The organism is Enterococcus florum (genome assembly GCF_004309355.1).
Lineage (GTDB): Bacteria > Bacillota > Bacilli > Lactobacillales > Enterococcaceae > Enterococcus_A > Enterococcus_A florum.
The window spans coordinates 31,093-50,989 of record NZ_BJCC01000009.1 but is presented as its reverse complement, the minus strand read 5'-3'; the positions used below and the strand labels follow the sequence as shown (position 1 = coordinate 50,989).

Annotated in this window: 18 protein-coding genes; 8 read left to right on the top strand and 10 right to left on the bottom strand. The window is 43.7% G+C overall.

Translation table 11 applies throughout. The annotated features are described in order from the left end of the window. Positions 1–137 precede the first annotated feature (137 nt). The gene (gene aguA, locus NRIC_RS05340) at positions 138–1,241 is read left to right on the top strand and encodes an agmatine deiminase (protein WP_146621664.1); all 1,104 of its coding nucleotides are present in this window, start codon (positions 138–140) and stop codon (positions 1,239–1,241) included. A 45-nt stretch (positions 1,242–1,286) separates the two neighbouring features. On the opposite strand, the gene NRIC_RS05335 is transcribed toward aguA, so the two are convergent. Continuing rightward, entirely contained in the window at positions 1,287–2,060 is a 774-nt protein-coding gene (locus NRIC_RS05335) for a helix-turn-helix transcriptional regulator (RefSeq protein ID WP_146621663.1), read from the bottom strand. A gap of 145 nt (positions 2,061–2,205) precedes the next feature. Between NRIC_RS05335 and NRIC_RS05330 the strand changes: the two genes are divergently transcribed. After that, positions 2,206–3,591: an APC family permease gene (locus NRIC_RS05330; protein WP_146621662.1), complete on the top strand. Its 1,386-nt coding sequence runs from the start codon at positions 2,206–2,208 to the stop codon at positions 3,589–3,591. A gap of 56 nt (positions 3,592–3,647) precedes the next feature. Here the strand turns inward: NRIC_RS05330 and NRIC_RS05325 are convergent, their stop codons facing one another. Beyond that, positions 3,648–4,508 carry a hypothetical protein gene (locus NRIC_RS05325; protein WP_146621661.1) on the bottom strand — a complete coding sequence of 287 codons (861 nt, stop codon included), beginning with the start codon at positions 4,506–4,508 and terminating at the stop codon, positions 3,648–3,650. Between the two features lie 428 nt (positions 4,509–4,936). Between NRIC_RS05325 and pflB the strand changes: the two genes are divergently transcribed. Further along, positions 4,937–7,213 (top strand): formate C-acetyltransferase, encoded by a 2,277-nt coding sequence (gene pflB / locus NRIC_RS05320; protein WP_146621660.1) that lies wholly within the window; start codon positions 4,937–4,939, stop codon positions 7,211–7,213. Between the two features lie 52 nt (positions 7,214–7,265). Here the strand turns inward: pflB and NRIC_RS05315 are convergent, their stop codons facing one another. Both NRIC_RS05315 and NRIC_RS05310 read right to left on the bottom strand, forming a co-directional pair. Beyond that, a complete protein-coding gene (locus NRIC_RS05315; protein ID WP_146621659.1) occupies positions 7,266–8,009 on the bottom strand; it encodes a LytR/AlgR family response regulator transcription factor in 744 nt (247 codons plus the stop codon). 9 nt (positions 8,010–8,018) lie between these two features. After that, complete coding sequence (locus tag NRIC_RS05310; protein ID WP_146621658.1) at positions 8,019–9,365, bottom strand: sensor histidine kinase; 1,347 nt, start codon at positions 9,363–9,365, stop codon at positions 8,019–8,021. 72 nt (positions 9,366–9,437) lie between these two features. Here NRIC_RS05310 and NRIC_RS05305 point away from each other — a divergent pair, with 72 nt between their 5' ends. Together NRIC_RS05305 and NRIC_RS05300 are read left to right on the top strand one after the other, a co-directional pair. After that, a complete protein-coding gene (locus NRIC_RS05305; protein WP_146621657.1) occupies positions 9,438–10,793 on the top strand; it encodes a GNAT family N-acetyltransferase in 1,356 nt (451 codons plus the stop codon). Between the two features lie 83 nt (positions 10,794–10,876). Next, positions 10,877–11,743 carry an aldo/keto reductase gene (locus NRIC_RS05300; RefSeq protein ID WP_146621656.1) on the top strand — a complete coding sequence of 289 codons (867 nt, stop codon included), beginning with the start codon at positions 10,877–10,879 and terminating at the stop codon, positions 11,741–11,743. Positions 11,744–11,896: 153 nt separating this feature from the next. Here NRIC_RS05300 and NRIC_RS05295 read toward each other — a convergent pair whose 3' ends face one another. The 6 genes from NRIC_RS05295 to NRIC_RS05270 all read right to left on the bottom strand — a co-directional run bounded on the left by NRIC_RS05295 (position 11,897) and on the right by NRIC_RS05270 (position 17,064). Further along, a complete protein-coding gene (locus NRIC_RS05295; RefSeq protein ID WP_146621655.1) occupies positions 11,897–12,832 on the bottom strand; it encodes a sugar-binding transcriptional regulator in 936 nt (311 codons plus the stop codon). After that, complete coding sequence (locus tag NRIC_RS05290) at positions 12,822–13,655, bottom strand: Cof-type HAD-IIB family hydrolase (RefSeq protein WP_146621654.1); 834 nt, start codon at positions 13,653–13,655, stop codon at positions 12,822–12,824. Before NRIC_RS05290 ends, NRIC_RS05295 begins: the two co-directional genes overlap by 11 nt. 104 nt (positions 13,656–13,759) lie before the next feature. Continuing rightward, entirely contained in the window at positions 13,760–14,065 is a 306-nt protein-coding gene (locus tag NRIC_RS05285; protein WP_146621653.1) for a PTS sugar transporter subunit IIB, read from the bottom strand. Positions 14,066–14,141: 76 nt separating this feature from the next. Further along, positions 14,142–14,609, bottom strand: a complete 468-nt coding sequence (locus NRIC_RS05280; protein ID WP_146621652.1) for a PTS sugar transporter subunit IIA — start codon at positions 14,607–14,609, stop codon at positions 14,142–14,144. Positions 14,610–14,623: 14 nt separating this feature from the next. After that, positions 14,624–15,664, bottom strand: a complete 1,041-nt coding sequence (locus NRIC_RS05275; RefSeq protein ID WP_146621651.1) for a zinc-binding dehydrogenase — start codon at positions 15,662–15,664, stop codon at positions 14,624–14,626. After that, complete coding sequence (locus tag NRIC_RS05270; RefSeq protein WP_146621650.1) at positions 15,661–17,064, bottom strand: PTS galactitol transporter subunit IIC; 1,404 nt, start codon at positions 17,062–17,064, stop codon at positions 15,661–15,663. The genes NRIC_RS05275 and NRIC_RS05270 overlap by 4 nt, the downstream gene beginning before the upstream one ends. 229 nt (positions 17,065–17,293) lie before the next feature. Here NRIC_RS05270 and NRIC_RS05265 point away from each other — a divergent pair, with 229 nt between their 5' ends. The 3 genes from NRIC_RS05265 to NRIC_RS05255 are packed head-to-tail and all read left to right on the top strand — an operon-like array spanning position 17,294 to position 19,891. Beyond that, positions 17,294–17,944, top strand: a complete 651-nt coding sequence (locus NRIC_RS05265; RefSeq protein WP_146621649.1) for an L-ribulose-5-phosphate 4-epimerase — start codon at positions 17,294–17,296, stop codon at positions 17,942–17,944. 30 nt (positions 17,945–17,974) lie between these two features. Continuing rightward, positions 17,975–18,880, top strand: a complete 906-nt coding sequence (locus tag NRIC_RS05260) for a transketolase (RefSeq protein WP_146621648.1) — start codon at positions 17,975–17,977, stop codon at positions 18,878–18,880. Between the two features lie 21 nt (positions 18,881–18,901). Continuing rightward, complete coding sequence (locus tag NRIC_RS05255) at positions 18,902–19,891, top strand: transketolase family protein (protein ID WP_146621647.1); 990 nt, start codon at positions 18,902–18,904, stop codon at positions 19,889–19,891. The last annotated feature ends 6 nt before the right edge of the window (positions 19,892–19,897 follow it).

The window sequence follows — 19,897 nt, the reverse complement described above, 5'->3', positions numbered from 1 at the left end:
TACCCCAATTTTTTCCTAGTAGCCTACTCTATCTCTACTTCATTTGAGTAGTATGCACAAATAATTACCAACACTAATTTATTCAATTAGTCGATAAAGCCTACACTAAATACAACAAAAATAAGGGAGTGGATAACATGGCACGATCAATCAAAGACAGTACACCAAAAAAGGACGGCTATCGGATGCCGGGAGAATTTGAAGAGCATGAATGTTCTTGGATTATTTGGCCTGAGCGTACCGATACTTGGCGTGATGGCGGTAAACCGGCACAAAAGGTTTTTGTGGATGTAGTTGAGAAGATGATTCCTTATGAAGAGGTTCGGGTAATTTGTTCAGCGGCACAATATGAGAATGCGCGAGCTCGCTTACCTGAAGAAGTTCGTGTCATTGAAATGTCCACAGATGATTCCTGGGCACAGGACAAAGGACCGTTCTATGTCATCAATGACAAAGGTGATATTCGTGGAGTTGACTGGGGATTCAACGCGTATGGTGGTTTAGATGAAGGATTGTATTTCCCTTGGAAGCTGGACTCTCAGTTTGCTCAAAAATTACTAGAATTAGAAAACATCGATCGTTACGATGCCACTGCAAAATTGATTCTTGAAGGAGGCGCGACCCAGGTAGATGGGGAAGGAACCTTAATTATCACTGAAAACAGTGTCTTCAATGACAACCGCAATCCGGGAATGTCTCGCGATGAAATCGAAGAATTGCTGAAGGAATACATGAACTTAGAAAAGGTGATCTGGCTGAAAGATGGGATGGCCTTTGATGAGACCGATGGACACATCGATGATGTCTGCTTCTTTATCAAGCCTGGAGTCATCGCTCTTTCCTGGACGGACGACGAAGAAAATCCACAATACAAACCATTGAAAGAAGCCTATGATATTTTGAGTCAGGAAACAGATGCGAAGGGACGCAAATTAGAGATCCATAAAGTGCCAATTCCTGAGATTCTTTACATCAGTGAAGAAGAAAATGCTGGCATTGATATCAGTGATACTGCGGCTACGCGTGAAAGCGGCTTGCCGCTAGCGGTCACTTATATCAACAGCTACATGATTAATGGGGCCTTAGTAGTACCGCAATTTAACGATCCTATGGATGAAGTAGCCTGCAAAATGTTCAAGGAATTAATGCCTGATCGGGAAATCGTCCGTATTTGGAGTCGCGAATGGTCTTTGTGCGGCGGCAATATTCACTGCATGACCTTGCAAAAACCGAAACCTTAATCACTTGAGGACGCTGAGAATGCCGTCTGATTCTCAGCGACCTTCTTATGTTGTCACCGCTTTATTCATTAAAGCGACCAGCTGATTTCGGTTTTTACAACAAGTTTTGCGGTAAATATTCGCCGCATGTTTGCGTACGGTATGAACACTAATGTACATTTGCTGACTGATTTCTTCCATACTAGCCTCGGAGCACAACCAACGAACCACCTCTTGCTCCCGCTCAGTTAAATGGAACTTATCCAACGGTTGTTCAGCAGTTTGATCGGATAAAATAGGCAGACCATAAGGATATAACTGAGTCAGCTTAAGAGTAAAGTGCGGCTCTAAAATCGTTAAAAGGGTTAAATCCTGCTGGGTAAAATCACCACGCTTTTGAGAATTAAAAAGATTCAGCGAGCCATAGGGGATGTTTTCTCGTACAAAATTTATCCCGCAGCTGTAATACAGATCCATCGGCTTCAGCCATTGGTTGTACAAAGGGGTTTGCTCTCGCACTTCTTCAGTGACGATTTTTGAATCACAATAAACGACAGAATTTTTATGAAGCGAAAACATCCAGGAAACGTAATCGCCGTAGATAAACGATTCAAAATATTCATTTAATTTTTCCTGGCTGATGGTTAGAGATAATGGATTATAGTAACGTGTCTGGCCTTTTTCAATCCGGGCCATATCAAAAAAGGAACAGTCTGATACAACCAGCTCAGGCAGTTTTTCCAATATGGTCATGCGTAAAGCGTCCATGGAGTCTGTCTGATAGATCGCATAAATAAATGTATTGATTTTCTGCCACACCTCATCAGGAAGCGGTATCATTTTATTCCCTCCGATCGTTTTTCTTGATTATACCATTCTGCAAGCGTTGTGTTGGCTGATCCCTTTGAAAAAATCACTAAAAAAACGAAGGTTTTGCTTCAGTCCATGCAATACCTTGGTACACAGGAAAGGAATGAGTAAACCCATGGAAGAGAAAAAAGTAAGCTTGGTAAAAAGTATTTTGTTTACGATTTGCAGTGTTTTGGTATTGGATTCCTTCGTTGCCTCTTCAGCGATCGGGGTTTCGTCTATTACGATTTGGCTGATTACTACGGTGCTTTTCTTTTTGCCGTATGGTCTGGTTACTGCCGAACTAGGCAGCAATTATCCAGGAGATGGCGGAATTTATTTATGGATCAAGCGGGCCTTTGGAGATAAGGTCGGGGTGTTGAATGGCTGGTTTTACTGGGTAAATGTAGCCTTTTGGATGCCGGCTGTGTTTGTGGCCTTCTCCAGCTGGTTTTCTTATGCATTTATGCCGAACGCCAGCCCTATTTTTTTAGCAGGGTTGGCATTGATCATGTGCTGGTTGATCGTATACATTGGGATCCGCGGAGTGGATCTTTCTGTAACCGTCACCAATATTGCGGCTATTTTTAAAGTAGCGGTTTTGTTGATATTTGGTTTAATGGGGATTCTTTACGCTGTAAAACACGGATCAGCGAATGATTTTTCGGCTGCTTCCTTCATTCCCACGCCAGGAAATACGGTTCGCTATATTTCCGTGATCATTTATAACTTACTAGGCTTTGAGTTGATTGGTTCGATCGGAAATCAAATTGAGAATCCTGGTAAAACGATTCCGAAAATGACTGTCGTTGCAGGTATCGCTATTTCTGCTCTATACATTTTCGGCACCTATGGCGTGTTAGTTGCCGTACCAGCAAATCAGATCGATACGGTTGACGGCTTTTATTACGCTTTGCTGGAACTGTGCAGGGTATTCGGCGAGCTGCAAATGCCTGTCTTTTATATCATTATATTAGTTGCGATGAGCACCTTGATTTCCAACATGGTATCTTGGACCCTCGGAGCCAATGAAGTCTTTATAGCTGCTCGTTTGGATCAGCGAAATCGGTTCTTGAAGCACCGCAGCAAAAAATATGGAACGCCTGATGGATTGTACTACTTTATGGGGATCGTAGCGACTTTTCTGATCATCATCAATTATGCAACGACCGGAGATGCCAATGCTATTTTTTGGACGATCTTTTCGTTCAGTGTGATCATCTTGATGATTCCCTATCTCTTTATGTTTCCGGCAGCAGTCATTTTACGAAAAAAAGATGCAGAGATGTCCCGCATCTATCAAGTGCCTGGTGGGAAAACAGGGTTGATGATTTGTGTAATTTTAGGCGAAGCCTGTTTGCTTTTAAGCATTCTCTTCATGTTCATCACTGCTGATTCCGCTTTTGTGATCGGTACTTATGTAGTCGGAACCCTGATTACCTTTTTGCTGGGTATCTGGCTTTATCGTTCGAAGGAACAAATCCCTGAGGACAGAGAACAGCAGCTGTCAGACAAAATCTAACGAAAAATGAGCAGACAATTCAGCGCTGAATCGTCTGCTCGTTTTCTTTTTTTTAGCTAGTTGGTTGTAAAACAATGATGAATCCATTCTGAAGGCTTGCGACGTGTTTCGAACGCTTTATACCCCTTATGTCCATAAATATAGTCCAGCTTCCATTGCTGTTCTCCGACCGCTTTTTGGTCTAACAACTCTTGCAATGCGTTGCTTCGAGGATCTCCCCACAAATCACACTTGTTCGCAATATACACTAAATCAGTGACCGAGAGCATATAAGCCTGCGGAAACATAATATCCGTAATGTGCGGACTGATCGGTTTTTGATTGGAAAGTCGTTGATAGAAATGATGCTTCAGCATGTACTCCGCCCCCTGATGAATCATCGCTTGCACGGCTGGATCACTCTGACTCGTGTGTTCAGCATAAGCAATCAGTGCCCGTGTTGTTTTGCCAATCCCGATATAACAAGGGACCGATCTCAGACAGCCGCCGTGCTTACAAATCCCTTGATAAGGCCAACGAGTAGTTTTGTTCCGTTCAAACACTTGGTATTCTTTGATCCACGCCAACGCTGCATGAACTTCTGGAGAGTCCGCTTTGCCAAGTCGCGTATAGGCTTCCAACAGCATAGCGTTATAACAAGGAACAATGAAATCCACTTTTCCCGTATAAGAAAACCCTTGCTCTGTGGCCACTTCTTCTGTGACATAATCCAACAGCTTTTTTACATAAGGAAGTCGTTCTGCAAAGGGAATCTCACTGAAGCAGATTAACCGAAAAATCGCAAAAAACCGATTAGATTCCCAATCACGACTTAATTTTTCTACCAAAGCAGATTGGCTGAGTGCTTGGTCAATTTCTGAGTCTGAACCTGTTTTGCCCTGCTCATACGCAATTCTTAACTGCAGCGCTGTATCCATCTCAATCACTCCTTTCCTATACTATACTACATCCAACATTCGCGTATTGATGGTTTATCCGTTTTGTCACAATTCCTCTTATTCTTCTATTATTTAAATTCGATTAGATTAAATTTATTATTATTAAATTTATATCATAAACTGTTATACAGACGTTTCATCTGTTATACAAAATATGTAAATAACGAGAATTATTTTAATAAATCCAAAAAAAGACTGGAAAAACAGCATGCATTTCTGTTATACTCCAGTTACTAAGAAGCGCTTTCTTTCACGGTTTTATTTGCTCTTTATTCTCATTTAAACATTCCAATTGATAATCCCCTTCCAGAAAGTGTGATTAATCAAAGAAATGAGACAGCAAATGAAAGCAGAATATTTTTTGTAAAGCATTTCGTCTTACTATTAATCGATAAGGAGAATTTTTGATGGAAAACAAATTACGCTTTGAACAATGGAACGGGTTTGAAACCGGCAAATGGCAAAATGAAGTAAATACCTTAGACTTCATCAAACGCAATTATACGGAATATACTGGTGACGACAGCTTTTTAGAAGAAGCTGCTCCGAGCACGAAGACTCTATGGGATAAGCTGCAGGAACTATTCGAAGTTCAACACAAAAACAACGGCGTTTACGACATGGACACCAACATCCCAGCAACCATCACTTCTCATGAGCCAGGCTATCTGATCAAAGAAGAAGAAAAAATCGTCGGTTTGCAAACCGATGTCCCATTGAAGCAAGCCTTCATGCCCTTTGGCGGCATCAATATGGCCAACAAAGCTTTAGAATCAAACGGCTATGACGTAGACGATAATATGTCATTCATCTTCAGCAAATGGCGCAAGACCCACAACCAAGGTGTCTTCGATGCTTACACCGACGAAATGCGGTTAGCACGTAAAAACAAAATTATCACTGGTCTGCCAGATGCTTACGGCCGCGGCCGCATCATCGGCGACTACCGGCGAGTAGCTTTATACGGAATCGACTATTTGATGGAACAAAAGATGAAGGACTTGAAATTAGTCGGCAACAAAACCATGACCAACGATATCATTCAATTGCGTGAAGAAGTATCTGAACAATACCGCGCCTTGAAAGACATGAAAGAAATGGCGGCTTCTTACGGCTTTGATATTTCTGCACCAGCAGCAAACGCCAAAGAAGCCATCCAATGGTTATACTTTGGCTACCTGGCAGCTATCAAATCACAAAACGGCGCGGCTATGTCGATCGGCCGTATCTCAGCTTTCTTGGATATTTACATTCAACGCGACTTGGACCGCGGCGTGATTACTGAATTTGAAGCACAAGAATTAATCGACCACTTGATCATGAAATTGCGTATGGTGAAATTTGCCCGTACACCAGAATACAACCAATTGTTCTCTGGATATCCAATTTGGGCGACTTTGTCGATTGCTGGGATGAACATGGATGGTTCTTCATTAGTCACGAAGAATGATTTCCGTATCCTGCACACATTGACGAACATGGGACCTTCACCAGAGCCAAACTTGACTGTTTTGTATTCATCAAAACTGCCAGAAGGCTTTAGGACCTACGCAGCAAAAGTGGCAAAACAAAGCTCTTCGATTCAATTAGAAAATGACGATCTATTGCGTCAATACTGGGGTTCTGACGATGCAGCGATCGCTTGCTGTGTGTCGGCAACGGTTATCGGGAAAGACATGCAATTTTTTGGTGCTCGTGCTAATTTGGCAAAAGCTGTCTTGTACGCCATCAATGGTGGTGTGGATGAAATGACCCACATGCAGGTTGGACCAAAAATGCGCCCAATGGATGGCGACACCTTGGATTACGATACGTTTATTGAGAATTACAAAGACATCATGGATTGGTTAGCTGAATTGTATGTAAACACGTTGAACGTGATTCATTACATGCACGACAAATATGCCTATGAAGCGCCTCAATTGGCTTTGATGGATACTGACTTGAAACGAACCTTCGCAACGGGGATCGCTGGTATTTCTCATGCGGCTGACTCATTGATGGCGATCAAACATGGTAACGTGAAAGTCATCCGTGACGAAAATGGACTTGCCGTGGATTACATTCCGCAAAACGAGTTTCCAACTTACGGAAATGATATTGATGAAGCGGACGCAGAAGCCAACTGGATCTTGGAATACTTCATGGGCCAAATCAAGCGTCAGCATACTTACCGCAACTCAACGCCAACCTTGTCTTTACTGACAATTACTTCAAACGTTGTATACGGTAAAAACACTGGTAACACACCAGACGGACGTCGTGCAGGCAAACCGTTGGCTCCAGGCGCAAACCCAAGCTACCAAGATGGCAAATACTTAGGTGAAAAAAATGGTCTATTGGCCTCTTTGAACTCCACAGCGAAGTTAAACTACTCATGCGCGCAAGATGGTATTTCTGATACCCAAACCATCAATCCAGGTGCACTTGGCCGTTCAGATGACGAAGACATGCAGATCGACAACTTGCGCAATGTCCTTGATGGGTACTTTGACAAAGGCGGTTATCATTTGAACGTCAACGTTTTTGGTCGCGAACTGTTGGAAGAAATGGACAAAGATATCGACAATCCGAAATACGCGAACTTCACCATTCGTGTATCCGGCTACGCGGTTAAATTCCGCGACCTAACACCAGAGCAACGTCGTGACGTAATTTCAAGAACAGACCATAGCTCTCTATAAAAAACAACATCCGCAGGATAAGAACCTTTCTTCCTGCGGATGTTTTCTATGTCTAAAAATATTTTTCCTTCAACAGCTTCTTCATGCGCCTCGAAACCAGACACAGTTCCCCAGTCGTTAACTCCAGCATGCCCTTGTTCAAATTAAACTGCCGGATGTAGTTTTGATTGACTAAAAAGGAACGATGGCAGCGGATGAAGGAATCAGATAATTCTTTCTCCAGATTCGCCAGTTTATGGGTGATCTCTACCACTTGATTGATCGTATGAACCACCACCCGATGACTTTTGCTGGACGTCTCTACGAAAATGATTTCAGAAAAAGGAATCCGCACCAGTTCATCGCCGAATTTCACCTTTAATAAGCCTTCATTGGAGGCCTTCTCTGAGCTAGTCGCTGCCGCCTTCTCCATGACGCTTGCTAAGCAAAGTCCAATGCGGCCAGAAATCGTTTCCGGCTGATCTTTCACGATATAATCCAATGCTTCCAATCGGTATTTGAAGGTCTCAAACGCCAGCTCCTCAAAAGTCGTGACGAATACAATGGAGGCAAAAGGGTCCCTGTGCCGGATCTCCTTCCCCAGCTCGAAGCCGTTGATCGAAGAGCCGACAAGATTAATATCTAAAAAATAGATACTGGAAGTATGATCAATGGATTGCTGCAGCAGCTCTTGTGCTGACTGAGCTTTTAAAGCAACCGTCAGCGGATAATTTTTTTCTTCGATGATCTGCTGGATCAATGCATTTATTTGCTCCCGATAAATTCGTTCATCGTCACAGATGTAAACTTTTTTCATTCTGCTCACCTACATTTGAATTTTTAACACCTGTTGAAACTGTTCCTCCGAAATCACTGTTTTGGTAAAAACATTTGGGTATTTACTCAATATTTTTTGATAGCTGTTCAAACCAAGCCCTCGAGCATTGCCTTTTGTCGAGTAGCCTTCTTGTGTGATCTGAGAAAAATCGCGCGTTCTTCCCAAGTGATTCATGACGATGATCGTCACGGTCTCACTCTCCTGATAGGCAAGGAAATGGACGCTTTTCTCCTCTGCCAACACCTCCTCTTCCATCGCATTGTCCAGCAAAATACCTAAACAACGAACTAAGTCTTCCGAATCCAATGGAAGCGCGGCGATCTCATCGACTACCTCGATGTCCAGCTTGATTTTCTTTTGTTCCATCTGCAGCATCTTTGTCATCAACAAGCTTTTCACTTCAAGTGATTTGATATTGTTCAAAAAATTCAGCTGTTTGATGGTGAAGCTGACGTTTTTATCAAAGGACAGAAACTTTGCCTCCAATAATTCCTGCGCCTCTTTCAGTTTTCCTTCCTTCAACTGGAGGTAAAAGCTGGAAAGGATATTCTTATAATCGTGCTGAAAATGGCGAATGTCCTGCTGTACCTCTTCCAAGACTCGGTTGTAAGCCTGCTGCTGCTCCAGCATTGATTCAGCAAACTTCAGCTTATCCTGGTACAAGCGTATGTAACTGGAAATTCCAATGATTAACCCAAAGCTGAGACCAAAGAAAAGGTAAATACCAAGCAAAAACTGCCTGATCTGAACTCCACCAAATGCCCATTCATAGTAAAAATAGAAATAACTCATTACCACTGCAGTCATCAAAAGGGTATTGATAAAAGTGATCCTGCTGACATTCTTCGTCTGGAAGAGGTGATCGATAATCCGGTGTGCAAGCGTTGTTCTTAAACACAGATTCAGAAAGACACACATCAGCAGCTGCGTAATATAAGCGATGATTCGTGTCAGCAACACCGATATCACTTGCTCGCCAAACAAAGCTTTGCAAATGAAAGGAAATAGCACATCACTGGAAATGGTAAAAGACAGATGCAGACCTGTTAATACTAAACAAACACTGGCAATTTTAATAAATGAATCCGTTGTTGCTCGCCAAATCAGCGGACTAACGACCAGCAGCACCACCAAGATAAAGGAGAGCTTTTCCGCCTTTAATCCGGCAACCACATAGACACCTAGATCAACTATAAAAAACAAAAGACCAAATAAGCAGGTCTTCCAAACCGGCACTTTCATTTTCAGCGCGGTAAAGAAGTTAAAAAAATATCCGCAGAAAATGAACCACAGAGGAAAATTATCTAGTAAAATGAGACCAAATAAAGATTTCATAGGGCGCTCCTTTTTTGTTCTAATTATGACACACTCTTAAATAAAAATTCAACGAGAAAGGAGAATTGGTTGATGAAAAAACTAAGCTACCATGTTTATGCACTACTGACTATTTTATGCTGGTCTATTTCGTATGTTCTTTCGCGGTTCATCATGGATGAATTTTCTGCCCTCTCCATTTCTTTTTTGCGTTACATCGTGGCTTCTGCCGCATTGCTTTTGCTGGCACCGCTTATTAAGCTGAAAAAAATCGATACACGTGATTTAGGATGGTTCCTTTTGACAGGAGCGATCGGCTTTTTTATCTACATGATCGCCTTTAATAAAGGGTTGGAGACGGTCAATGCCGCCACCGGAAGTGTGATTATCGCGATGGTTCCTATGATCTCTTCCATATTGTCTAATTTTATCTACAAGGAAAAACTGACACGTACCCAATGGTTCGCCAGTTTGTTGTCTTTTGTCGGGGTTTTATTAATCACCCTTTTACCTGGAGGGTTCACGATCAATGTTGGATTGATCTGGCTTTTTGGCGCTGCATGTTGTATGAGCTTTTATAACCTGCTCTCCAGAAAATTGGTCAAAAAATACGCAGCGATCCAAGTGACAACCTACAGTATTTTTGCAGGGACCCTTTTGCTGTCTATGTTTTCCGTCAGTTCTTTTCGCCAAGTCCAGCAAGCTTCTTGGTTGTCGCTTTTTTGCATTCTTTTAATGGGGGTCTTCTCCAGTGCAGTCGCCTATGTTTGTTGGGCGAAAGCCTTTGAACGAGCAGAAAATGTGGCTTCTGTCAGTAATTATATGTATTTGACACCGTTCTTCACATCCATTCTAGGCTTCATCGTAATTGACGAGGCTCCCGGCTGGTCCACCGTTTTTGGCGGTCTCTTTGTTTTGTCCGGATTGGTCCTGTTCAACAGCAAGAAAGCAAGCGCACAGGAAACGATTTGGTTTAAACAAGTCTCTGCAGAAGAAACTGAAGACTGTGCTGCCGTCATTCGCGCAAGTTTTGCGACAGTTGCAGAAGAATTCGCATTGACTATCGACAACTGCCCTACGAATGGTGCATTCACTCAAGCATATCATCTGGTTGAGGATCTTGAACGGGGGAAATTGTTGTATGGTGTATTTTATCAGAAGACGCTGATTGGTTTTTTTGAATTGCTGGCTAAACAAAATCAGGAATACGCGTTGGAAAAAGTGGCGATCCTTCCTGAGTATCGGCATCGAGGATACGGCAGCTTAACAATGGTCTATATAAAGGCGTTGGTCAAAGTCAATGGAGGAAAAGCGATCCAGGTCGGCATTATCGAAAAAAATATTCGTCTGAAAAAATGGTATGAGCAGCATGGCTTCATCCATCTGGAAACCAAACAAATCAACAGCCTCCCCTTCGACGTAGGATTGATGAAGCTGGAGATGAACTAATGGGCAAATGACTGTGTATCGCTTGCCTTAATGTTAAGGTTAAGGGGTATGATAGAACCATCTTAAGGAAAGAAGGAATACCCATGCTGAATGAAACCTTTACGTTGTCCAACGGGGTGGCCATCCCTAAAATCGGTTTTGGTACCTGGATGATCGATGATAGCAAAGTTGCCAAAGATGTTCGCGATGCAATCAGTGTCGGCTACCGTCATATTGATACTGCCCAAGCCTACGAAAATGAAGTCGGTGTCGGTGAAGGCATCCGTACCTCCAGCATCGCTCGAGAAGATCTGTTTGTGACGACAAAGCTGGCTGCTGAGATCAAGGATTACGAGAACGCGGTAAAAGCAATCGATGATTCCTTGAACAAATTGAACCTAGAGTTTATTGATTTGATGATCATTCATAGTCCCAAGCCCTGGGCCGATTTTCAAAAAGACGACAATCACTTTTTCGAAGGCAATCTGGAGGCTTGGCGTGCACTGGAAGAAGCCTATGCAGCTGGAAAACTTCGGGCGATCGGCGTTTCAAATTTTGAACAGGTCGATCTAGAAAACCTGCTGACGCATGCGAAAGTAAAACCCATGGTCAATCAAATTTTGGCACACGTCGGACATACGCCATTCAAGTTGATTGACTTTTCGCAAAAAAAGGACATCTTAGTGGAGGCTTATTCGCCAATCGCTCATGGGGAAATGCTGCGCAACGAAGCGATCACTCAGCTGGCCGAAAAATACAATGTTTCGATCCCACAATTGGCGATCCGCTATTGCCTGCAGCTGAATCTGCTGCCGCTGCCGAAAACCGAGAATATCGAACACATGAAAAACAACGCAGATATGTCCTTCACTATTTCTGCTGAGGACATGGAACTTTTGAAAGCCGTCGGCAAGGTTGACTATGGTTCAAATAGTGATATCCCGGTTTTTCGTCGCGCTGCGAATACCTAAATGATTCTCAACGAGGCTGTGACATGACTGTCACAGCCTCTTTTAAAAACTGTATAATCGGTGTGGCTGAAGCAGCTCTTTCGAAGCTAAACGCTTCTATCACAACCTCATTTTTCCGCAAAAAAGCCGTGTCATCACACACGGCTTTAACGCTCACATTGCTAATAAGGCATTTCCTAATTCTTCATCGCAAATCAGTACGTTGATCAGTTTGCCATTGATTGCGCCAAAGGTCGCTCTTGCCCGATTTTTCGAAGCAGCCGCACCGATACTGATCGGCGCAGATCGCAGAGAATCCAACGAACTAGAGATCGGGAACTGGTTGCGGTAGTGGATCTCTTTGCCATCGATGTTGAACGCTCGTCCGATCATCGTTCCGATCGCTCCTTCTGCTATCAGGTCGTTTAGATCCTCATTGTCCAAAATACCAGAAGAAACCAATGTATTGCGGGTCGCTTCGATATTTCCAATCCCACTAAACGCAATGTCCATCTTTCGCCCCAGCGAAATATTCAAATCGATCTGAGGCTGGGCCAGCAATTCCTTTTGCAAAGACTTCGACCCTACAAATGCTGGCGCATTGAAGAAATCATGCTTGCCGTTGACCTTTTGCGCCAACCGAAAAACCAGCTCGTTGCCATCCATCACTGTCCGATTAGGGCCTAAACTGCCTGTCAATTGGACGATTTGAACATTTTTCGTTTCCATCTCAGGAAAATGCTTGACCATTTTTTCTACTGTTACTCCCCAAGAAATGCCCATCAATTTTTCTTCTGTCAGCGTCGTGCTTAAATAATCCGCCGCTGCTTTGCCGACATTGTCCAGATCATACTCATAGTCGCCTAAGGATTTGACCACAATCACTTCAACCAGCTCAAATTTCCTTTTCAGTTCGATCATCAACGCATTGTTTCGCTCAAACGGGGCTTCGATACTGATTTTTACGATGTGTTTCTCCCGAGCTTCCTCCAGCATCCGTGAAATAGACGGCCGCGAAACACCGATAATTTTTGCAATGTCATTTTGGTTCATTCGATCTAAATAATAGAGCTCTGCCACTTTCAACAAAGTCGATATCTCATTTGCCACATTGTCTCCTCCTCAAATCCACAACTGATTGAATGGTCTCCAGTGCCTTGATCACTCCATTTTCGTCATTCGTCGGACAGTGCCATTTGGCGATGGCTTTTAATTCCGGAACTGCATTTCCCATTGCAAACGAATTGGGGAATTGTTCGAATGTCGAAAGGTCATTTTCATTATCTCCTACGACGAAAACGTTATCAACCGCTACATGATAATAATTCGCTAATTCAAGCAAAGCTGCTCCCTTGCTAGTTCCTTTTTTCGAAACTTCCAAAAAGGCTTCATACCCTTGAACACACGAAAAACGATCACCGAATACTTGCAAAAGAGCTTGTTTGTTCTGTTTGATTATATCGGGCTCCTCACAAATAATCAATTTCGAAAAGCGGGGTTGTTTCGGCAATTCTTCAAAACGGCGAACAAACAACGGGTTATGTGTCAACACGCAAAAGATCATGACTGCCGGATTGATCGTCGTAGAGGTTGTATAGACCCCGTGATCAGTCACGCCTGCGACCAGCAGGCCTTTTTCTTCACAAACCGCCAAAACCTCCTGATAATCCGCTCGTGACAACAGTGATTCACACAAGGTTTCCTCCAGTCCCGATTGAATGATCGCTCCATTGACCAATACATGATAGTTCTCCTCAGGAAGGTGCGCGGCTTTTATAAAGGGGTGGATTCCAGAATAGGGTCTTCCTGAACAAAAAACGATTTGCAGCTCAGGGTCTTGACTTATTTCAGTCAAGGCCGCCTGCACCTCAGGGGTCATCGTCCCTTTCTCATCTAATGTCGTTCCATCCAGATCCAGAGCAATCAAGTTCATATGTATGTTCCTTTCAATGTTTGTTTTGTATGTTGAAACCTTGTCAACGATCCAGCCGACAAAAAAGGGCTGGAATTTTGATTCCAGCCCCAAAGTATGTCTTCTTATTTCTCCATGTCCTTCAAAGCTGCCAATGCTTCTTCTAAGAATGTTTCTTCGTCTAATCCGGTCAGCAATCCCACTGAATTGATTTGAGGGATTCCTTCTGCATCTGCTGGATCAATCGGACTAGTGTACGCGATGAGGTCAATATCCCCGTTCGATACAGCCCCCTTGACCATTCCTGGATTGACTTCCTGTATCTCCACCTCATAGCCGTGCTCTTCTAATAATTCAATGATCCTTTCACCAACCATTGCTGAACTGACTGTCCCCGAACCACACACAGATAAAACTTTGATTTCCGCCATTCTTCATCCCCCGCATTCAAATTATTTCTCTTTATTGATAAAACCCTTCCAACCATTATACTACAAAACCAATTCTCTAAAATTCAATTTTTCCTAATACAGCCAATACTTCATCCGCTGTGGCTGCTTGTTCGATCGTTTGTAAATCCTCTTTATTTTGCAAGAAGCCCATCAATTGCCGAAGCAAAGCCAGTTGCTTCTTAGGATGCTCCATTGCCAATGGAAAGAAGATTCGTGTTTGCAGCTTTATTTCCGGACTGCCCATCATCGAAACCTCGATTGGTTCTTTTGTCACTACTACGCCGATTCCTGGACGCAAAACATGTTCCGGGTCCGTATGCGGAATCGCGATGTTGCAGCCGTCAGCCGCTAACCCGGTAGGAAAGACCTTTTCTCTTTCAATCACTGCTTGGGCATAAGTGGGTTTTACGATCCCCGCCTTTTCAAATTCTGTCCCAATCAATCGGATCACTTCTTCAAAGGTCGTAAGCTCCTGATCCAGAAGAATACAATTCTTTTCAACTAATTGATTGTTCGTCACCATGTATCGTCCTCATTTCATCTTTCGTTCGGCTGCAGAACGACTTTGATCTCCGTCCCTGCAATCGCCTCTTCAAACGCTGTCTCCCATTCCTCCAAAGGATAGATTTTGGTGATCAGACGTTCTGCATCGATTTTTCCACGTTCCATCAAATCCAGCGTCAACTGCCAAGTCGAAGGCTTTTGCGACCGCGAACCTAGGATGTTCATTTCTCTTTGTACGATCGAATTAAGATCCAGCTCATTGACATTTTTAGAGAAGACACCCATTTGGATCAAGGTTCCCTTCTGCTTCAAGTAATCAAAGGCATATTTGACAGCCGGTGCAGCTCCCGAACATTCGAAGCAATAATCCGCACCAGTCCCATTTGTAATTTCTTTAACCATAGCTACCGCGTCCTCTGCTTGGGTATCGATGGTATAATCTGCACCCAATTCCTTCGCCGTCGCCAGTCGATCTTTGTCCTGTGTGATGCCCATCACGATCAGAGTAGCACCCACGCTTTTCAATACTTGACTGAGGCACAGACCGATGGGACCCGGACCAATGATTACCGCTACATCTCCAGCTTTGACGTCTGTTTTCTCCATGCTGGCGTGTACCCCGCAGGCAATGGGTTCCGTAATAGAAGCGGCCAATAAACTGATGTTGTCCGACAAGAGATGGACGCTTTCTTCGCGCGTCAAGACATATTCTGCAAAGCTGCCATTAACCTGGCTGCCCAATCCTTTACGATTCAAACATAAATTGTATTCTTTGTTTTGACAAGACACACATTCTCCACAGGTGGCAAATGTAGTCTCACTGGTCACTTGATCTCCGACCTTCACCTTTTCGACCGATGCTCCGACAGCCTCGACGATCCCGGAAAACTCATGCCCTAGGACCAGCGGTGTTTTCAACCGATCGTATTCGCCTTTAAACCCATGAATATCTGTTCCGCAAATCCCTGTGTAGATCACCTTGATCAATACTTGATCCCCGACCGGAATTGGCTTTTGAATCTCTTGAAGTGCCATCTTATTATATCCTGGTGCTGTTTTAACTAGCGCCTTCATGCAACCACCTTTTCTGACGGTTCATCGTTTTTCTCACCTTCCAAGAATGCCCAAACAGCTTGTTTGTTTTTCTTGAACAGGACGTAACTTGCCGCATAGACTGCAACGACTAGGCCCATTAAGAAGTAATTTCCTGATAAGAAGGCCAGGAAAATCAGCGCCATGACTGGATTGTACAAGATCCCGAAGCTGGTGATCATCATGGCACCTTCTGGAATCGCCACACCAACCTGTGAAGCTACCTCTGTAAAGTATGGTGCTGTAAAGGTACAAATATACAAGCCGATCGAGAACCAGATCACTCCAGAAATAATCCCTTTAAAGATATTTCCTTTTGAGACACAAATGATCATTTCAACCATGTACGGCAAGGCAATCAAATCCACCAACGGCAATGTTTCATTTCCTGGCAGAATCATTGCAATCAATACCATGATGGGAATCAGGATCAATCCGGTCATCAACGTAGCCGGTTCCCCATAGCCTACCGCATCGTTGACAGAAAGCATCCATTCTCGACCAGATCCGCTGCCTTTTGCCGTTTTCTTACTCGCATTTGTCAAGCTCGTAAATGCTGAGGCAAAAATACTAGCTACCCGCGGGAACACCGCCATGACTGCGGAAACCGCTAATCCAATGGTAAAAACACTCCCCCAACCATCCAACGTATTCAGACTGCTCAGGTTCCCCATGATCCCGATCAAAAGTCCTAGAAACAATCCTAAAGTAATCGGTTCGCCAAGAAATCCTAATTTTTTCTTCAAGGTTTGCGGATCCCAATTCACTTTTCCGGCACCCAGCTTTTCTAAAATCCAGTTCATAGCGATAGCGTAAGGCACTGCACATACGTGGTGCGGAGCCGTCAACGTGGTTCCAGGCAATTTATAGTAATTTGCCCAACGTTTTGAAATCACTTCGCCTAAAAGCATGACATACAAATTCTGTACGATCATGCAAGCCATTGCCAGCATCATGTTGTCGGTGATCAAATAAATCATCGATCCCCAGACCATGAACGAGTAGTTGTTCCACATGTCACTTGGCATAAAAACATCCGTCCACTTAATTAGGAAGAGTCCCACTTGCAATGCCAGCCCTACGACCAAGAAGATCACGCCGATCTGAGTAGAGTAAGCGATGACTGATGTTGCCTGCCAGCCTGTATCCAGCACCGGCAGCTGAATTCCTGTTTGATCGACCATGTTGTTGATGACTGGTGTGATGATCGGTACGAATGAATTGACGATCAAGTTAAACCCTGTCAACCCGATTCCAGCATTCAATGCTGACTGAAATGCTTTCTTAGGAGTAACTTTTAAAAACAAAGCGACAATAAAAAGCATGACCGGTACAACAACTGCAGCTCCAAAAGAATTCAAGATATTTTGTAATAATTCCACGATGCTTCCTCCTTGTTTTGAAATTTATTTCAATATTTAGAACTTATGTACATTATGTCATAGCACCATTTCGCTGTCAACATGTTTTTGCAACCGATTACAAAGACAATTTAATGGTTATTTATTTTAAATAGTTAAACAAGTGGATAGAAATAAAAAAACTATAATATTGACATTTGTTCTATATAGTGAAATAATGTGAATGAAAAAAATGAATGGAGGTTATACTATGCTTGAAGAGCTAAAAAAACTCGTCTGCACTGAAAACAAAGCACTGCCAAAAAATGGGTTGGTTCTTTGGACCAGTGGAAATGTCAGCGCCCGCGATCCAGAGACCGGCTTTGTGGTTATAAAACCCAGCGGCATCCATTTTGAAGATTTGACCCCTGAGAAGATGATCGTCGTCGATTTGGATGGTGCTGTCATCGATGGAGAGTTAAAGCCTTCTGTAGACACAGAGTCTCATCTTTACGTTTATCGAGAATGTCCAGATGTCTTTGGTATCACTCACACCCACTCTCCTTACGCAACAGCTTTTTCGATCATCGGTGAAGCACTGCCGATCTATACGACCACTTCAGCTGCCGTATTCGGCAATGCGATCCCCATCTCGGAGATTGCAGCAGTCGGTGAAAAAGCGATCGGAGCCGAAATCACCCGATGCTACCAAGAAACTCGATGCCCGGCCATCCTATTAAAGAACCATGGCATCTTTACTGTTGGAAAATCCGCAACCAGTTCGTTGAAAGCCGCAGTTATTTTAGAAGAAACGGCGCAAAGTGTTTACTTCGCCAGAACAATGAACCCAACGATCCAGCCATTGAATCAAGAATATGTCACTGAAGTCTATGACTTTTACCAAAACCATTATGGTCAATAAATCACGTTAACGATTGAAAGGAGTTTTACCATGTCTCACAGAAAAACAATCGAAGAAGTTCAGCAGGCCGCCCATCATATTCGCAAACATGTATTGCGCTTAACGATTGAACGAAACGGCTGCTATTTGTCGCAAGCCTGTTCAGCAGCAGAGCTGCTGTCTACAATGTATTTACGCGTATTGAATCTCACTGAAAGCCGAGCGCCAAAGCTGCCAGAAGCATTTCCCGGCACTCCTTCTAAGGATAACATGGACTACATCCAAGGAGCTGAGTACCACGGAGAATTGAAAGCGCCTTACGACCGTTTCTTTATTTCTCCGGCTCATTATGCCGCACCTGTTTACGCGGCCCTGATCGAAGCAGGCCGTTTGTCCCCAGATTCTCTTGAAATGTTTAATCGCGATGGGTATTCAATGGAGATGATCGGTGCCAATCACACTCCCGGCTTTGAAAACGCTGCCGGAACATTGGATCAAGCGATCAGCGTTGCTGGCGGGACTGCCCACGCCCGGAAATTGCGCGGCGAACAAGGGACCATTTATGTCATGATGTCTGACGGAGAAATGCAGGAGGGCCAGCTTTGGGAAGCCATTCAAGCAGCAGCCTTCTATAAATTAGACAATTTGGTCTTATTGGTAGATGTTAATGGGCAACAGGTAGAAGGAACCACAGATGATACGATGAAGATCGAACCTTTGGCACAGCGCTTCACGGCATTCGGTGCTAAAACGGTTGAGGTCAACGGCCATGACATCCAAGCCATCGAAGACGCCACTCAGCAAGGTGAAAAGGATAAACCTTTAGTCATCCTCTGCTACACCGATCCAACACAAGGCATTCCATACCTGAACGAACGTCGCCCGATTTTACACTTTGTTCGTTTAAAAGCTGGAGAAGAATACGACAAATATGTAAAATTCTACAACGAAATGTAGATCTCAGGAGGGAAACGAGTTATGAAAATCGAATCGAATGTACATTCAGATAACATGATCAAATTTGCAAAAGAAAATGAGGATGTTTTAGTCTTGTCCGCCGATCTTGGCACCTCTTGTGAAGTAAAAGAGTTTGCCCAGGTGCTTCCGGAAAAATATTTGTCCATGGGCATTGCCGAGCAAAACATGCTGAGCTGGGCTGCAGGATTGGCTCGCGAAGGCTTCCGGCCGTTCCTTCATACATTTGCTGTCTTTTTATACCGCCGGCCCTTGGATCAGCTGGAAATGTCCATTGCCTATCCAAATCTTCCCGTATCCTTGTTAGGCTTCGTTCCTGGGATCACTACTCCTGGCGGCGTCACGCATCAATCCATCGAAGACGTGGGGATTCTGCGGACACTTCCGAATATGACGATTTTTGATTGCGGAGATGCCACGGACGTAGAATCAGCGCTGGATATCTGTAAGGAAGTCAATGGTCCGATCTATGTGCGAATGCTTCGTGGTCAAATGCCGCGCTTGTTTGATCCTAAGCAGCCTACTCAATTCAATAAAGGCCGGGTTGTCTCAGAAGGGACCGATGTCGCCTTGTTTTCCAGCAGTATTTGTACGGAAGAGGCCATCCGGGCTACGCAATGGCTGGAGAAAAAAGGCATTTCTGTTCAGCACGTCCATATCACGACCCTAAAACCTTTCACCGATCCATTGGTCGTCGAATCCATCGAAAAAGTAACACACGGTGTGGTCACGATGGAAAATCACGTAACAACTGGCGGATTAGGCACAGCAGTCGGAGAAGTCATGCTGGAGCACCAGCTGCATAAGCAATTGGTCAAAGTCGGCATCAATGACGAATGGACCCACGGCGCATCGAAACCTTATTTGATGAAAAAATACGGCCTAGATGCAGAATCTCTGATTCATGCTGTTGAAAAGGTGTTAGGTAAAAAACTGGATTTCAAAGAAGAAGAATTAGAGGAGATCCGATTAGAAGATTACGATCGTGTGTAGCAAAAA

Coding starts and splice junctions, on each gene's coding strand:
- NRIC_RS05335 (WP_146621663.1), bottom strand. CDS start 2,060: ATGATACCGCTTCCTGATGAGGTGTGGCAGAAAATCAATACATTTATT.
- aguA (WP_146621664.1), top strand. CDS start 138: ATGGCACGATCAATCAAAGACAGTACACCAAAAAAGGACGGCTATCGG.
- NRIC_RS05305 (WP_146621657.1), top strand. CDS start 9,438: ATGAAAAAACTAAGCTACCATGTTTATGCACTACTGACTATTTTATGC.
- NRIC_RS05330 (WP_146621662.1), top strand. CDS start 2,206: ATGGAAGAGAAAAAAGTAAGCTTGGTAAAAAGTATTTTGTTTACGATT.
- NRIC_RS05290 (WP_146621654.1), bottom strand. CDS start 13,655: ATGAACTTGATTGCTCTGGATCTGGATGGAACGACATTAGATGAGAAA.
- NRIC_RS05285 (WP_146621653.1), bottom strand. CDS start 14,065: ATGGCGGAAATCAAAGTTTTATCTGTGTGTGGTTCGGGGACAGTCAGT.
- NRIC_RS05310 (WP_146621658.1), bottom strand. CDS start 9,365: ATGAAATCTTTATTTGGTCTCATTTTACTAGATAATTTTCCTCTGTGG.
- pflB (WP_146621660.1), top strand. CDS start 4,937: ATGGAAAACAAATTACGCTTTGAACAATGGAACGGGTTTGAAACCGGC.
- NRIC_RS05255 (WP_146621647.1), top strand. CDS start 18,902: ATGAAAATCGAATCGAATGTACATTCAGATAACATGATCAAATTTGCA.
- NRIC_RS05280 (WP_146621652.1), bottom strand. CDS start 14,609: ATGGTGACGAACAATCAATTAGTTGAAAAGAATTGTATTCTTCTGGAT.
- NRIC_RS05300 (WP_146621656.1), top strand. CDS start 10,877: ATGCTGAATGAAACCTTTACGTTGTCCAACGGGGTGGCCATCCCTAAA.
- NRIC_RS05325 (WP_146621661.1), bottom strand. CDS start 4,508: ATGGATACAGCGCTGCAGTTAAGAATTGCGTATGAGCAGGGCAAAACA.
- NRIC_RS05260 (WP_146621648.1), top strand. CDS start 17,975: ATGTCTCACAGAAAAACAATCGAAGAAGTTCAGCAGGCCGCCCATCAT.
- NRIC_RS05265 (WP_146621649.1), top strand. CDS start 17,294: ATGCTTGAAGAGCTAAAAAAACTCGTCTGCACTGAAAACAAAGCACTG.
- NRIC_RS05315 (WP_146621659.1), bottom strand. CDS start 8,009: ATGAAAAAAGTTTACATCTGTGACGATGAACGAATTTATCGGGAGCAA.
- NRIC_RS05275 (WP_146621651.1), bottom strand. CDS start 15,664: ATGAAGGCGCTAGTTAAAACAGCACCAGGATATAATAAGATGGCACTT.